The sequence below is a fragment of the Clostridium sp. AM27-31LB genome, from assembly GCF_003480745.1.
In the GTDB taxonomy this organism is placed as follows: domain Bacteria; phylum Bacillota; class Clostridia; order Lachnospirales; family Lachnospiraceae; genus Butyribacter; species Butyribacter intestini.
The window spans coordinates 221948-238720 of sequence record NZ_QUJS01000003.1 but is presented as its reverse complement, the minus strand read 5'-3'; the positions used below and the strand labels follow the sequence as shown (position 1 = coordinate 238720).

Annotated in this window: 13 protein-coding genes; 1 reads left to right on the top strand and 12 read right to left on the bottom strand. The window is 36.5% G+C overall.

Annotated elements, in window-relative coordinates; all coding sequences use genetic code 11:
* Positions 1-3 precede the first annotated feature (3 nt).
* The 7 genes from DW721_RS06670 to DW721_RS06640 all read right to left on the bottom strand — a co-directional run bounded on the left by DW721_RS06670 (position 4) and on the right by DW721_RS06640 (position 9844).
* On the bottom strand, positions 4-1740 hold the full coding sequence (locus tag DW721_RS06670; RefSeq protein WP_118745228.1) for a glycosyltransferase: 1737 nt from the start codon (positions 1738-1740) through the stop codon (positions 4-6).
* 4 nt (positions 1741-1744) lie between these two features.
* Positions 1745-2986 (bottom strand): ABC transporter ATP-binding protein, encoded by a 1242-nt coding sequence (locus tag DW721_RS06665; protein WP_022014093.1) that lies wholly within the window; start codon positions 2984-2986, stop codon positions 1745-1747.
* Positions 2986-3762 carry an ABC transporter permease gene (locus DW721_RS06660; RefSeq protein WP_022014092.1) on the bottom strand — a complete coding sequence of 259 codons (777 nt, stop codon included), beginning with the start codon at positions 3760-3762 and terminating at the stop codon, positions 2986-2988. Before DW721_RS06660 ends, DW721_RS06665 begins: the two co-directional genes overlap by 1 nt.
* Positions 3763-3897: 135 nt before the next feature.
* Positions 3898-5676 (bottom strand): glycosyltransferase, encoded by a 1779-nt coding sequence (locus tag DW721_RS06655; protein ID WP_118745227.1) that lies wholly within the window; start codon positions 5674-5676, stop codon positions 3898-3900.
* 10 nt (positions 5677-5686) lie between these two features.
* Positions 5687-6775 carry a glycosyltransferase family 2 protein gene (locus DW721_RS06650; protein WP_182436240.1) on the bottom strand — a complete coding sequence of 363 codons (1089 nt, stop codon included), beginning with the start codon at positions 6773-6775 and terminating at the stop codon, positions 5687-5689.
* A gap of 169 nt (positions 6776-6944) precedes the next feature.
* Entirely contained in the window at positions 6945-8183 is a 1239-nt protein-coding gene (locus DW721_RS06645; protein ID WP_118745225.1) for a glycosyltransferase, read from the bottom strand.
* A 239-nt stretch (positions 8184-8422) separates the two neighbouring features.
* Positions 8423-9844, bottom strand: a complete 1422-nt coding sequence (locus DW721_RS06640) for a sugar transferase (protein WP_118745224.1) — start codon at positions 9842-9844, stop codon at positions 8423-8425.
* A gap of 375 nt (positions 9845-10219) precedes the next feature.
* Between DW721_RS06640 and DW721_RS06635 the strand changes: the two genes are divergently transcribed.
* A complete protein-coding gene (locus DW721_RS06635) occupies positions 10220-12067 on the top strand; it encodes an O-antigen ligase family protein (RefSeq protein ID WP_182436239.1) in 1848 nt (615 codons plus the stop codon).
* Between the two features lie 482 nt (positions 12068-12549).
* Here the strand turns inward: DW721_RS06635 and nadA are convergent, their stop codons facing one another.
* From nadA to DW721_RS06610, 5 genes are all read right to left on the bottom strand, one after another.
* Complete coding sequence (gene nadA / locus DW721_RS06630) at positions 12550-13458, bottom strand: quinolinate synthase NadA (RefSeq protein WP_118745222.1); 909 nt, start codon at positions 13456-13458, stop codon at positions 12550-12552.
* Between the two features lie 131 nt (positions 13459-13589).
* Positions 13590-14558, bottom strand: a complete 969-nt coding sequence (gene dusB, locus DW721_RS06625) for a tRNA dihydrouridine synthase DusB (RefSeq protein ID WP_118745221.1) — start codon at positions 14556-14558, stop codon at positions 13590-13592.
* A 6-nt stretch (positions 14559-14564) separates the two neighbouring features.
* On the bottom strand, positions 14565-15335 hold the full coding sequence (locus tag DW721_RS06620) for a type III pantothenate kinase (RefSeq protein WP_022014083.1): 771 nt from the start codon (positions 15333-15335) through the stop codon (positions 14565-14567).
* 55 nt (positions 15336-15390) lie between these two features.
* On the bottom strand, positions 15391-15765 hold the full coding sequence (locus DW721_RS06615) for a DUF6145 family protein (RefSeq protein ID WP_243020541.1): 375 nt from the start codon (positions 15763-15765) through the stop codon (positions 15391-15393).
* Complete coding sequence (locus DW721_RS06610; protein WP_118745220.1) at positions 15752-16753, bottom strand: biotin--[acetyl-CoA-carboxylase] ligase; 1002 nt, start codon at positions 16751-16753, stop codon at positions 15752-15754. The genes DW721_RS06615 and DW721_RS06610 overlap by 14 nt, the downstream gene beginning before the upstream one ends.
* Positions 16754-16773 lie beyond the last annotated feature (20 nt).

The following is a 16773-nucleotide window of genomic DNA, read 5'->3' as shown; positions in this document are numbered from 1 at the left end:
TACCTATCCTATCATCCAATTACTGCACTTAGTTGTAAGGTTACTATTGTAATACTCATCATATGATATATCATCTTTCCACTTCTCTTTTACAATTATCATACATTCTTTATCACCTACATAGCATCCGTTCATATCTCTGTCCCTGTTTTTTCTATGCACATAAACAATCTTTGCATATGGATTTATTGCATTTAGTTTTCCTGCATTTTTCAATTTAAGACACAGATCAACTCCCGCAAACCATTCTGAAAGTCTTTCGTCAAATCCCCCTGCATCTTGAAAGTCTTTTTTTGATACCATCATCCCACAGTCGGTCATAGCCGATACTTCATGTGTAAAGTACATATTGCCCATATAACCCTGACAGTCATACCCCATGCCATAGAAATTTGATGATAATCCACAGGTGATTCCAACTCCCAGTGTAATTCCAAAATCCCTTAGCGTTGTGTCTGCATGACTTATCTTACAGCCAACTGCTCCAATATCGCTTCTCTGTACTACAGACAACAGTTCCGTGAGCCATTCATTATTTTCAAAACGGCATCCGTCTGTCACAAACACCAGATAATCACCTTTTGCATTTTGCACAGCATGATTTCTTTTATCTATGTTTTCACAAATTATTATCTCATAATTGTCATATAATGTATTTTCTTTTAATGAAGCCACACAATCATCTATCTCATCATACTGCTTTGTTACTATTATAGAAACAAGTGGTTTTCCGACTATCTCATATGTCACTTTATATATAACGGGATATATTTCAGAACTTTTCACATCTGCTTTAACACCCACTCTTTCTAAATGTGACTCTATTGCTTTCTTTCCTGCATCTATACAGTATGTTTTTGCTGATATATCTGAGGCAACTGAAAGTTCATGACATCTCCAATAATACAATACTTTAGGAACGTGTACAATACTTTCTGCTTTTTCTGTCAATCTGAGTATTATGTCAAAGTCCTGACTGCCATCAAATTCCTTTCTGAACTTTCCTGCCTTTTCAAGTAATTCTCTTGAAAAGCATGATATATGACATATATAATTGTTTGAACGAAGGTCATCTATAGCAAAATCTGTTTTAAGATGATAACTGTCCGGTTTCCTGTAATCTGTTGAAAAAATCGCTTCATCTGTATATATGAAATCAGCATTCTTATCATCTATAGCTTTTCTTATCTCATAAAGTGCTGATTCATGCAGCATATCATCATGATCAAAAAGCACTATATAATCCCCACTTGACATATCGATACAAGCATTTGTATTTTCAGAAATGCCGCCGTTTTCCTCAAGCACCTTATATTTTATTCTGTTGTCAGCATCTGCATATTCTTTTACTATCTTTCCTACATCGCTATGTTCGTCATCACTTCCGTCAGCAAGACAAAGCTCCCACTGAGAATATGTCTGCTTTTGAACAGACTCTATCATGTCACGCAAAAAGCCCTCAGGTGTATTATAAAGTGGCACAAGTATGCTAAAACATAATGTTTTTTCATAAGTTTCCTGCTTTTGTTTCTGTCTTTCCTGTTCGGATATGACAATCTTTTTATAGAAAACTTTACTCTCATGTCTTCTTATAAAACCATATTTTATTTTTTGATATTCGTATTTAAAACCATATCTTTTTATATTAAGCAACTGTGCATAACATAATTTTATCGGTTTTAACAATGTACTTTCTCTCAAAAAATTGTGTACACCTGAGATTTCTTCCTGTTTGCTCATATATCTACTCTACTTTCCAACTTGTCCTAATAGCACATACACCCGTTCTTCCATCTTCATTTATCACATCAAATCGTATTGTATCATGTATGCTGTCATAAACTATATCACCTGTTTTATCTTTTACATCAACATCTATCATGTAATTTCCATCAAGAAGACACAGGTCATCAAAATCCACGATAAATTTATTTTTTCCTTTTATTTTTATCGTATCATTACATTCTATATCTGATGTCGTTCCGTAACAATGTGTATTATCATCTTTATAAATTCTTACCGAAAACACGGCTTCTTCTATATCTGACTTATTTACAAAGTCATATTGTACCTGCATAAAATCATGTGATTTATACACATTCTGTAATTTTTCTTCTTTATCTTTTAAAGTCACATTTGTAAAATATACTTCGCCACTACCCGAACGGATAACTTTTTTTCCACAAAAACTATCTCTGTCCTCTATGTCATTTTCTTTATTTTTCTGTGCTTCATGGATAAGTCTCTGGCGTTCCTCTTCCATTTCTTTTAAATATTTTAAATGTATTTCTTTTGGATTCCCAATCTGACGAATATGACCTTTTTCTATCCATATACTCTTATCACATATCTGTTCTATCTGCTGAAGCGAATGAGAAACAATCACTATCGTTGTTCCTGAATACTTTATCTCACGCAGTTTTTCAAAACATTTCTTCTGAAAACTCACATCCCCTACGGCAAGTATTTCATCTATCAGAAGCACATCAGCTTCAACATTTATCGCAACTGAAAATGCAAGTCTCATATACATTCCTGAAGAATATGTCCTTACAGGATTGTCAACTGCCTCACCAAGTTCGGAAAATTCTATAATATCGTCAAGTTTTTCATCTATCTGTTTTTTTGTAAGACCAAAAATTGAGGCATTTGTATAAATATTTTCTCTTCCACTCATATCAGGATGAAATCCTGCACCAAGTTCTATAAGACTTGATACTCTGCCATTTACCCTGATAGTTCCCGATGTAGGATACATTATGCGGTTTAAAAGCTTTAATGTTGTACTTTTGCCACAACCGTTCTTTCCAATCAAACCTACTGCTTCACCTTTTTTTATGTCAAAGCTCACTCCATCAAGTACCTGATTGACCTCGTATTTGTTTCTTTTAAAAAATAATATTTTTTCTTTAATACTATTGCTCTTATCCGGATATATTTTAAATATCTTTTTTAAATTTCTGACTTCGATTGCATTTTCACTCATTATAATTCCTCCACAAAGTTGCGCTGCAGTCTGCTAAATACTACCATTCCCACAATTATCAGTATCAGTCCCATAGCTGATGCCTGTATAAGAGTTGTCATATGCGGAATATGTTTATAATATAATATATCTCTATATGCCGTAATAATCGGAGTCATTGGGTTTAAGTTAAATAATGTCCTGTACTTGTCCGGAACCATACTTGACGGATACACTACCGGAGTAAGATACATCCATCCAAGTCCTATTATTGATAATATATGCTGTAAATCCCTGACATAGACGGTACACGCAGATGTTATAAGTGAAATACCAAGTGCCAATGCATACTCAATAATCATAACTAATGGCAAAAACAAAAGTGCCACAGGATTTATTCCAAAACCTGTCACGATTATAACTGCAAAAATGACTACAAAACTCAAAAGCATATTTACAAAACAACTGGTAACAAACGATAATGGTAATACCAGCCTCGGAAAATATATCTTTTTCACCATCTCTTTGTTGTCCATTATGCAGGTAGCTCCCTGTTGAAGACACGCACTGAAAAAAATCCACGGCACTAATGCCACAAATAAAAACATATAAAATTTATCTACACCCATTCTCATTATCGTTGAAAATACGAGTGTGTAGATTATCAACTGAAATAACGGATTGATAAATGTCCAGAGAAATCCAAGAGCAGAGCCTTTATAACGACCTCTCAAGTCTTTTTTCACCAATGATATTATCATTTCTCTGTAGTTATATAATTCTTTTATTAAGTTCATTACTTTTTCCTCACCTGTTACTTAAAATCCCACTTTATATACACTATTTATTTTTTTCTTCACTTATATACTAAAAACCTACTTTATCTTATCACAGCTATTGTAGAAATGCAAATTTTAAGTGCTTTCTTCGAGCTATTTCCACAAGAAGTAATATTTTCCAAACACATTCATATTAGCATTATATGTTAAATCCTTTTGTCTGATTTCAATAAAATCTTTCTTTATACTCGTATTTTTTACTTTGCTGCATATTTTCAAAGGCACTAAAGGAGATACTACACATTTTTCTGCCTTTCCTTTTATATACAAACATAACGCAAAATAGAATTCGTTTGAAAGCAAGTCCTCTTTATTCTCTGATTTCTGCAGGTATTGCAATAAAGTTCCAGACTTGATTGCAAATACCCCTTTACCTAATAATGACACATTCTGTCTGAATTTAAGTCTGTTCATGTATGCCGGATCTTTTACAGGAACTCCACTGTATAACGGCATAATAAAGTTTTTCAATCCTTTATCATAACAATATCCTGACTGATACACTTTCTTCTTATAATAGACCGTTGCTCCTGATGCCACATTCTCCGACGGCTGTAAGCATTGTAATACTTCCTCAAATACACCTTTATCAATTTTTCCTACATTCTCTCTATCACTGTCTTCATATCTCTCATATCCATCTGCTACAAAGATTACATTATCATAAGAAGATACCTGACTTTCTTTGAATTCATCTGCTCCAACAATATCATATTTTAAATCAGACTTATTTATCTCCTGCATTGCAAACTTTCTTGCCTGTTTACTTTCAACCACAACTAGATTTTTGTCATTTTTAGAGATATGATAATCCACCGTATAAAATGGACCATATAACTCTGATGAATACGCTTTTCCTATGATATTCTCTCTATGCAGGTGTTCTTCTAAAGCCTTTCTGCCGGCTTCAACTGTATAAGGTTTTGCACCAACTCCGGATGCCACAGATCCGGCGTGCAGTCTCCAATAATACAACACCTTCTGTATATGGCACACCCTCTTAGCTTTCTCCAACAGCCTTAAAAACATATCATAATCCTGTGCCCCGTCGAACTCTTTTCTAAATCCACCTGTCTCTTTTAGCAGACTTCTCTTAAATGCCGTAAAATGACATATGAAATTATTGTTTCTGAATGTCTCCCACGAAAAGTCAGGTTTAAAGTGAATACTTTGCACTCTGTCGGTCGTTCCGACAAATGAAAGCTCATCCGTATAGATAAAATCGGCTTTCTTTTCTTCTATTGTCTTTACCACATTATAGAGGACTGACGGATGTAACAGATCATCATGATCCATAAGTCCTATGTAGTCACCTGCTGCCATCTCCAGTGCTCTGTTGGTATTTTCTGATATTCCCTCATTTTTAGATAACTTTTTATATTTTATTCTCTTGTCTTTAGCCTGATATTGTTCTACCGTCTTTTTTACCTGCCCGTTTTTTTCATCACTTGCATCTGCAAGGCAGAGTTCCCAGTCAGTGTATGTCTGTGCTTCTACCGAATCTAACATTTCTTTTAGGAAATTTTCAGGTGTATTATAGAGTGGCACTACTATACTGACTTTTATTTTTTGAGCAGGCTTATATTGCTGCTCACTTTTTCTCTGAGCATCTGATATTTCAAACGGACAGTATTTTCTTCCGAGCTTATATTTTACCTTATATCTGTAATACACTTTTTTTGCTGCATAGCTTATGCCATAATCTCTGATGTAACCTGTTATCTTATCTGCTTTTGCTTTTATCCCCATTTTTATTCCTTTCTTTATAATAACTTTTAAATCACCATAATGTAACACAATAGAGCAATCCGTGGCATCAATTGGGGCAAAATAACTCTTTCCCCCAACATCATAATTTATAATCAGTTTCACAGATGACCGTTTAATAACTTCCCAAAATAAGTATCAGCTTAAATATCCTGTTGTCTGTTTTTCTCTGACGGTATATTCCTGCTTCTTTTACAAGTGTCATTCTCTTTGGAAGATATTTTATATTTCCTCTGTATTCAGCAAGCCTTTTTGCCATTACTATCTTTGATTTCACAGAACTGCTTTTTAATATTTCCTCATTTAATGGTACTGTCGTTTCCTTTTCATGGCTTTTAGCAACATTTTTTTGCGATATGTCATCAACTTTGTTATTAGCTGTTGTTTTAAAGCAGGATGTGTCTTTTCTATATTTTTCATGAATGTGGACAAATTCTGATAATTGTCTTGATATATTCCGTCTATTTCTCTTAAATCTTTTTAATCTGTCTTTAAATTCTTTTGTCTTGCTGACATTGTATCCTACGGTATTTGAGCCGTGCTGTCTGTAGCTTATATGCTGTTCCATGTCATAATATACTTTCCCATAGCAGCTTGCAAGAAGATAAAACCACCAGTCATGCATTACCGTAAACTCCGGCTGATGTGCCTTTGCCATGTCCCTAAGCGTTTTGTTCATTACAAGCGTGCAGCCTGTGACTATATTTTCCACAACAGCATTTTCAAATGCCGGTTTCTTTAGTTTTCTCGTCATTTCGTTATTGAGTTCTTTGAGATTTTCATCTACAAGCATCGGACTACAGCAGTAGAGTAATGGCATATTTTTCTTTGTGTCTTTTTCTTTTGACATTTTGTCAATATTTGTTATGCCTGCACTTAATTTGTCTTTATGCCAATAATCGTCCTGATCTGAAAATGCATAGTAGTCCGCTTTTTCGTCCGACTTTACCACAAGGTCAAAGAAGCTTTTGATAACACCTACATTCTGTCCCTGATACCATTCTATCGTTTCAGGATATTTTTTAGCATATTCCCCAAGTATCTTCTGCGTTCCGTCTTTTGAACCGTCATCCCTTATCAAAAGTTTTAATTTTGTACCAGCTTTTTTTTCACAATCCTGTGCCAGAATACTGTCTATCTGCTCTTTCAGATATTCATCACCATTGTATGTGGACATAAGTACCTGTATTACTTTTCCTGCCACTTTATCTTCCTCCATATTTTCCAATGTCGAGCGGATGTTCGCAATCCGCTCTGCTGCTTAAACACTTACAATCACTATTTTCAAATCATACGATAAACATAAATATCTTAACGCATTAATATCTAACACCACACCTTTAAGCAATATTACAACAATTTGTCAATCATCTTTAACCCACCGGCTCACCTGTGACCTCGGCATATATCTTTCTCATCTGCCTGTCTACGACTTCTATTGAAAATTCTTTGACTTTTTCTATGTTCCACATTCCCATCTGCTCTCTGCGTTCTTTCCTTGGAACTGCACTTTTTCCGTCTTTTTCAGTAAACATTCTTCGTATCTTTACAGAATAGTCTACCGGTTCAAACCCGTGAACGAGATAGCCGCCCTTTGTATGCTCGATAAGATCTGTTATACCTCTTATGTTTGATGCGATAACCGGAAGTCCGACCGCCATTGCTTCCATGACTGCCACCGGAAGTCCCTCCTGAAATGACGGGAATACAAAGCAGTCACATTCTGAAAGCACATCTGGTACATCTTTTACATATCCTGCAAATATGACTTTCTTTTCCAAACCTAGGTCTTTTACACTGCTTCTCAACTCCTGGTCCATAGCACCGGTTCCGCATATCAGATATACTATATCGAGGTCTTTTAACTGTGCCAATGCTTCTATAACACATATATGATTTTTTCTTTTGCTAAGCTCTCCGACACTTACGATTATCTTACTTCCCTCTGCTATGCCAAATCTTTTATATATTGCTCTCTTGTCTTTTCGCTCTATATCCGTCTGATATTTTTCATACTTTGACAAGTTCATTCCTATGCCTTTTGTGTGTTCAACTTTCCCACGCACTGGAAATTTTCCTGCTCTTTTATAATCTTCATCATTTATAAGTATCAGTCTGTCTGTATATCTTGCCAGATACCTCTCTATCGGATAATATATCCAGTTTTTAAACGGTGCTCCCGTATAAAAATGAAGCCCGTGTGCCGTATATAAAACCGGAACATTTCTGCCTGTCTTTTTTCTTACTCTCTGTGCCGCAATCCTTGCAACAACCCCGCTCATCGGCATATGACAGTGTATCAGGTCAAAATTTTCATCTGTTATCAGTTCTTCAAGCTGCTTGCATGATATTTTCACATTTTTTGAAAAAGGTGAGCGTTCAAAATCCACCTGATGCCTGATTATCCCTGTCCCGTCAAGTCTGCTGTTATCATTTCCATAAACTATCGTATTAAAATTTGCGGCATAATGCACCTCATACCCCATCTCCTGAAGTATTTTCACATTATTCATCTCAAACTGCGGTATAAATCCGCTCACTCTTGTAACAAGAAGTGCTTTTTTAACCATTCCCGCCCCTTCCGTTTTTTCCACATCTAAATTCTCTTTCAAAATCTTCCTCCAATTTATGCTATTGATTAAGCTTTTGCGAAACTCTCAATAAATTGCATTTTATTTGTGCAACATATACATATCATTAACAAGGTGCTTCTGACACCGTCTGTACTTAAGGTGCGTTCTTTGCACCTTTATGTACAGCTACGAGTGTCGGGCAGCGAAAGCGTGCCTTGTGTTGATATTGTATATGTTGTACAAATATTCACAACATAAAACTGCGTTTCGCAATCACATCATTGGTTATTCTTAACTATTTCCTTAACTATCTTCTCCACCGGCTCCTGTGCCGCATCATCTGCTTTCTCGGCTGTAACCTGATTGTCTGAAACACCTTCCGTTGCATCCTTCTTAAGAACCGTTTTTACTGTCATAAGTATAAGTTTTATGTCAGTCCATAGTGAATAATTTTCTATATAAAACAAGTCAAGTTTTAATTTGTCATAAGGCGTTGTATTGTACTTACCATATACCTGTGCATATCCCGTAAGTCCCGCTTTTACTCTTGTCCTAAACGGAAATTCCGGCATTTCCTCGCAATACTGCTTCATTATCTCAGGTCTTTCCGGTCTTGGACCTACAAATGACATATCTCCCTTTATTATATTAAATAATTGTGGCAATTCATCGATACGGGTCGCCCTAATAAATTTTCCTATCGGTGTTATCCTGTCGTCATTTTCCTTTGCAAGCTTTGCAACACCGTCACTCTCAGCATTTACTATCATGCTCCTGAATTTGTATATCTCAAATTCACGCTCATATTTTGTGCATCTTACCTGTTTGTAAAATACCTGACCTCCATCATACAATTTTATCGCTATTGCCGTGATAAGCATAAACGGTGAAGCTATGACTGTCATTGGAATTGCAATGATAAGGTCTAGTGCTCTTTTAAACAATCTCTGGTCAAAGCTCAATGTATAGCCTTTTGAAAGCAAAAACGGTGTATCAAACACATGAATCCTGTCTGCTCCCATAAGTATTATGTCTGAGAGTTTCGGTATAACATATGCCCTCATTTTATGTGCATAACAGTATTTGAGCATATCGTTTCTCTTTTCGGCAGATATATCACCGATTATGACAGCCTGAAAATCTTTCATTTTCTCAGCTATCTTATCTATCCCCTCATCTATATTTACCGCATCATAGATTGCATACTTATCACGCCTTGCCTCAACCTTATATACAAGGTCTGCCGCCGGTCTTTCACCATATATAAGCAAAATCTTCCACGGCTGGAAAATTCTGTTGTAGAAATGGATTATCACAAAGTTCCATATCGTGGAAAGAGTCATCTCAACTGCCATTGCAGCAATCATATACATGGGATTTACTATTCCGAATGCCAAAAGGCATATTACAAAATACATCACCATATTAGACAAAAACAGGCTGAGATACTGCGACAGCATAACCTCAAGCCGCCTGTACTGCCCTATTTTCATGCTTCCATACATCGTTGAAAAAAAGAAAAGAATAAGTGCGTATAAACCAATCATAGCATAATGTCCTTTTCTGTAAAAAGTTGCCACAAACATCGTAGCTGCATAGTAATGAAACCATACATACATAAATACAAGTGACATAAGCACTATATTAACAAGCGATGCAAAAAAAAGTATCGTTTTTTTGTATGGGTCGTAATTTCTCATCTTTATCCTTAAACCTCGTTTCTTTATAAAACCTCCAAAGCTCATTGTATATTCAAACAGATATTCGCAATTTTCTCTGCCGTTTATTGCTCTACGCAATAAAAATGGTTATGTTCATAAACTTACCATAAGGCAGAAAACTGCATTATCATTAAAAATATACGGTACAATACTTCTTATTCTACTAATTTCCTTATTTAATGTCAACTTTACTGTTGTTTCTTTTTAAAATATATGTATAATTAGATGTGTGTATCTGAACATAATCTATGTTTACATACATATATTTCAATTTGCAAAATAGCCTATATATGTTCAATCTTCACAGCATACAGCTATTTTTGCAATCATAAAAAATTTTTAGGAGGTTTACCTATGGCATCTCAAAATGCTAAGAAAAAAGGCACAGCGGCTGAGCCAAAGTACCCATTAGGTCTTTTGCTCCCGATAATCGCCGTACTCAGCGTGATACCACTTATCACTTATATGTATTCTTATGAAACCAAACTTGGCAAGTTTGAATGGTACACAAGCCAGACTTCCGCAGTCGACTTTTTCCTTCACACAAAACTCATATGGTTTCTCGTTGCCTGTGCATGCATGATATTCTGTCTTGTCTATATGATATTTGCAGATGAACAGAAGGCTGCATGGTGCAAAATACTTATACCACTTGCAATTTATTGTGGCATTTCCTTTATTTCGGCTCTTGCATCCTCAAACAGAGATTTCTGTTTTTCAGGTATCTATGAGCAGTTTGAACCTGTCTGGGCTCTTATGGGATATTGCCTTACCGCATACTATTGTTTCTTTATAATGCGTACAGAAGCAGCAGTAAAGCGTATAATGCCGTGGTTTGTTGCCGGTATTACGGTTATGGTTCTGCTTGGACTCAGCCAGGCATTAAAGCACGATTTTTTCAGGACTTCACTCGGTCAGAAACTTATGACACCTTCTACATACAAGGGAGGTCCTCTTAAGTTTAATTTTGAGGAGGGACGTACTTATCTTTCCCTCTACAATCCTAACTATGTAGGATTTTATGTCTGCCTTATAGTTCCTATTCTTGTAGGTCTTATATTTGCATTCAAAAAAGTGTGGGCAAAAATAGGCTGTGCTGTTTTGATAGTATCTCTTATGCTTATTCTTTTTGCATCACAGTCGCGTGCCGGTATTCTTGCGGTTATCTTTTCTCTTATAGTTATGCTTCTCTGTATGAGGAAAGTGTTTATTAAAAATATCAAAATCGTTATTGCCGCAATCGCTGTTTTTATAGTTGCATTTATTGGAATAAATGTGGCAAACCAGGGTATATTGCTTGACAGAATGAAATCCATGTTCAGTACTGAAGCTGAATATCATCCGCTCAGCGAGATTACCACAAATGATGACAATGTTTCCATTGTTTATAATAATGAAACTCTTATCATCAAGTGTACTCAGGATGCTAACGGTACTGACCAGTTTTCGCTTACTGACAAGTCAGGTAAAGAAGTGGCTTTTGCACTTAATGAGGACTCTTCAAGCTATGTTATAAATGATGAGAGATTTCCATTCTCATTCTCTTCTATCCGCTCTGACAGTTTCAATGGTTATCAGATTACGATAGATGATAAAACATGGTACTTTACAAATATGATGAAAGAAAATGATTCAACATTTTATACTTATGGGCCGGGTGGTGCCATTATGAAACTTACAAAACAGACCAAATCACTTTCTTTCCTTGAAAACCATTTCCATTTTGCAAATATGCGTGGATATATCTGGGCAAGAACACTTCCGCTTCTCAAGAAGTATTTCTTACTCGGTTCAGGTCCTGATACATTTATCATTGCGTTTCCTAACAATGACCTTGTCGGTCTTTACAATTCAGGACACATAAATGAGATTATTACAAAACCCCACTGTACGCTGATGCAGATTGGTGTACAGACTGGTGTTATCTCGCTTATCGCATGGCTGGTATTCTTTATATGGTACCTTGTCAGCAGCTTAAAACTCTACTGGAAACACGATTTTAGCGGTTATCTTCCAAAAATCGGAGTGAGTATATTTGTCGGTGTTATAGGCTACCTGATAATCTCACTCACAAACGACTCCTGTATAGCTGTTGCTCCTGTATTCTATGCAGTTACGGGTATGGGACTTGGTATCAATTACAAGTTGAAGAAAGACCAAAAAGAAACTGGGACAGCTCAGATTAAAGAGGTCGCAAAATAAATCAATAAAATTAAAGTAATTACAGCTTGCACTATTGCTGTGACACAGTAAAAAACAAAATATATTGTTTTATAAAAAAATAACACCAATTGCTTTTAAACGATTGGTGTTGTTTTTTTGTGTATATCATATATCATTGGTGTACGGCCCATTATACGATATACACTGATATAGTAAATCATATTCTCACAATCTGAAACTCTCTGGAGAGTGTACGGCCAATCCTTTGAACTTCGGACTATGTTGATATGTTTTACCTCGTGAGTAAGTATTTTACCTTTTTGCCATCCATAAATAATATCGGATTATTTTATCATTTTTTTAATGATTATTGTACAATTTCACGATTATTTCACAAATTATGCACAACAGGTGAACAAACTATCTATGTCAATATCTGAACCTGCTCATTGTATCGTCAATGCTATTTATTTAATGTAACAGCCATTCATTTTATAATAATCCAAATGCTGAATGTTTGTCTATTTTGCAAGTTCAAGCATTTTCTGAAGCGGTTTACAGGCTTCATCCATTATATCATCAGGAAGAATTACTTCCTCAATCGGATTTTCCATTACATCTGCCACTTTTTCAAGGCTTACTTTCTTCATATTCGGGCAGAACTGTCTGTGTCCTACTGAATAGAACTTCTTGTCAGGATTCTGCTTGCTGAGTTTAAAGAATATGCCCATCTCTGTACAGATGATAAATTTCTTGCAGTCACTCTCTGTTGCATAATCAAGTATTCCTGCCGTACTTCCTATATAATCGGCAAGTTCGAGTACATCCTCAGTACATTCAGGATGTGCGAGCACGAGTGCGTCAGGATGATGCTCTTTTGCTTCTTTGACAAGCTCCGGATCAATACTCTTATGGACATGACAAAATCCGTCATTGAATATAAACTCTTTTTCAGGCAACTGCTTTGCAACATATCTTCCAAGGTTATTGTCAGGCACAAAGAATATCCTCTTATTCTCTATGTTTTTTACTACCTTGATGGCATTTGATGAAGTCACACACACATCTGATACTGCCTTTATCTCGGCTGTTGAGTTTACATAACAGACTACGGCAACATCGTCATACTGCTCTTTTACTTCTTTTATACGGTCAACCGTTACCATATGAGCCATAGGACAGTCGGCAGTCACATCTGCCATATATACATGCTTTTCAGGATTTAAGAGTTTTGCACTCTCACCCATAAATGACACGCCTGCAAATAATATGTTTTTTGCCTCAACTTTTGTCGCAACCTTGCTTAAATAAAATGAGTCTCCAACATAGTCTGCTATATCCTGAACAGCACCGTCCACATAATAATGTGCAAGTATGACAAAATCGTTTTCTTTCTTTAATCTCTCAATCTTTTGAATAAGTTCTTCCATCTTTATCTCCATTTCGTTTTAATTATGTGCTAAATTAAATGCATCTTTCTCAAATCATGGCAGTTTGTTATAAATATTTTACAATTTTCAATATTTGTAATACAGCCAGTATAAATTATAACTATCGTTTTTTATAAATTCCTGCAATCATTTATAAGTCTTTCTAACTGCTCATAATTTTCTACTTCATTTACTTGTCTGCGTATTGATGATGAATTCTTATAGCCTGCCGTGTACCAGCCGACATGTTTTCTCATCTCGCGTATGCCAAGATATTCACCTTTATATTCTATCTGCATTTTTGTATGTCTGAGTATCATAGCTGCCACCTCATCAAATGATGGCTTGTCCTGATATTGACCGCTTTTTTCAAATTCCTTTATCTGCCTGAATATCCACGGATTTCCTCTCGCACCTCTCGCTATCATAAGACCGTCGCAGCCTGTTTCGTTCTTGCATCTTACCGCATCTTCAGGGGTAAATATGTCTCCACTCGCTATGACCGGGATTTTTACTGCTTCCTTTACTTTTCTTATTATATCCCAGTCCGCCGTTCCGGAGTAATATTCTTCCCTTGTCCTGCCGTGTACCGCAACGGCACTTGCACCGCTTTGTTCCATCATTTTTGCAAATTCAACGGCATTTATGTTTTCGTCATTAAAACCTTTCCTGAATTTGACCGTGACAGGCTTTTTTATCCTGTCTGATATGGCTCTCACTATTTTTGCGGCAAGTTCCGGATTTTTCATAAGTGCCGAACCCTCACCGTTGTTTACTACTTTTGGCACGGGACAGCCCATATTTATATCGAGTATGTCAAAGTTTCTGTATTCTATCTGCTCCGCCATATCCGCCATAAGTTCCGGTTCTGAACCAAAAAGCTGCAATGCTACCGGATGCTCCGTATCGTCTATCTGCCACAGAGGTTCGGTATTTTTATTTTTATAATAGATGCCTTTTGCACTTATCATCTCAGTGTAAAGCAGATCTGCACCAAACTCTTTACAAATCATGCGAAATGGCATATCCGTCACTCCTGCCATAGGTCCTAAAGCAAGATTACCGTCTATTTTTACATTTCCTATATAAAATTCACTCATAACTCTCTATTTTTTCTGTTTGCTGTGTATAAGCTGCAACCCTTTTAATGTGAGGTCACCGTCATATATCTCTATAGACTTGGTATTTTCATATACAACTTTTCCAAGCCCGCCTGTTGCGATGACTTTAGCATCCATAAGTCCGGATTCTTCCTTAATCTTTCTTATGATATACTCTGTCTGACCTATCGTTCCATAAAAAAGTCCCGCCTGCATTGCAGAAATAGTATCTTTAGCAATAATATTTCCGGGACATTTTATCTCTATCTCAGGAAGATTAGCCGTGTTGTTCCAGAGTGCATTTGCCGATATTCTTATTCCCGGGCTGATAACTCCGCCCTTAAATGCACCATCTGCTGTCACAAGATCATAAGTTGTCGCTGTTCCATAATCCACGACGATTATAGGTCCACCATAAAGTTCAAACGCACTTACTGCATCCACTATCCTGTCAGGTCCTATTTCTTTTGGGTTCATCGTATCTATTCTTATGCCTGTCTTTGTACCGGCTCCGACAACTATAGGATGGCAGTTGAGGTACTTGATTATACCACTCGTAAAGGAGTACATCATCTTAGGCACTACCGATGCTATTATAACCTCTGTTATATCGTCAGGCTTGTACCCTTTCTGCTCTAAAATATTGCACAATAATTCTCCGTATTCATCTGATGTTCTCGGAACCTGAACAGTAAATCTGAACCTTGCTGCAAGTCTCTCTCCATCAAATACTCCAAATGTCACATCCGTATTTCCAACATCTACTGCTAATAACATGATTTTTTTCCTCACATTTCTATATATGTTATCACACAAAGCCATATATAATTTATTATTCCTGCGTCTGTATAGCATCTAAATCTTCGTGTAATATCACTGCTTTATAATATTTTTCAAGTGATTCAAGAAGATCCCTTTTCTCATTTTGCAATGCTTTTATCTTTAATGCACTTCCTATCTCGTCAAATGAAAAATCGTCTTCCTCTGCTACGACATTCATATAAAGGTTGCCCTCTTCATCATACTGTAATGAAAAAATCCCACCTATCTCTGCCGTATAGAGTACACACATTATCTGTAATTCATCCTTAATGGTCTGTGGAAGTGAACTGAAATTTTCATTGAGATAATATTTCTGTTCATAGGCATTTGCCGCACACAATATCACCGCTTCACTGTTTATATCAGCCTCATCATACATAGCCATACAACCCCCTTACTGATACTTCTCCGGACACAATGCTCTTAATGCCGTCTTTTGTCTCGACAAGCAGTGCACCGTCCTTGTCTATTCCTCTTGCGATACCTGTTTCTTCTTCCTTAGGATCTGCTGTCTCCGCCATGCCATAAAGCACTTTTACTTCACTGTCCATGCTTATGAGCATAGAATTATACTTATCGACAACCTGCGACAAATCATTTGTCTCAAGAAATTTTTTGTAATATTCATCAAATTTCTCTACAACCTTTGCTGTAAGTTTATTCCTGTTTGTCATTTTGCCTGTCTCCAGATATATTGAAGAAGCATTTTTTCTAAGTTCGTCAGGTATATCATCATCGTTTACATTTATGCCTATTCCTATAACGGCATAATTTACATAGTTCATCTCTGAACTCATCTCAGTAAGAATACCACATATTTTCTTTTTTTCAAGTACAATATCATTAGGCCACTTTATCTTTGTGTCCGCACCACACACATCTTTTATTGCTCCTGCAACAGACATTGCCGCAAGAAGCGTGATACCCGAAAGATGTTTAGGCTCAGTCTTGGGTCTTATGAGAAGTGTCATAAAAATATTTGCACCTTTTTTAGAGCACCATTTTCTGCCACGCCTGCCCTTGCCGCATGTCTGCTCGTCAGCCACCAGCAAAATTCCCTCCGGCTCACCTGCCTCGGCAAGCTGCTTTGCCTTTGTATTCGTTGAATCTATCGTGTCATATGTCACGGCTTTCTTGCAAATGCAGTCCTTTGGCAGATAACTTTCTATCGCTGATGCATTTAATATGTCAGGCTCACTCTTAAGTTTATATCCCTTATTAGAAACTGACTCTATCTCGAATCCTTTTTCCTTAAGCTGCGTAATATTCTTCCAGACAGCCTGTCTTGACACGCCGAAACGCTCACACAAACTCTGCCCCGAAACACACTCATCTCCCGCTTCGCGTAAAATGCGTAGTACCTCACTTTTCATGTCATCCTCTTTTCTGTGCC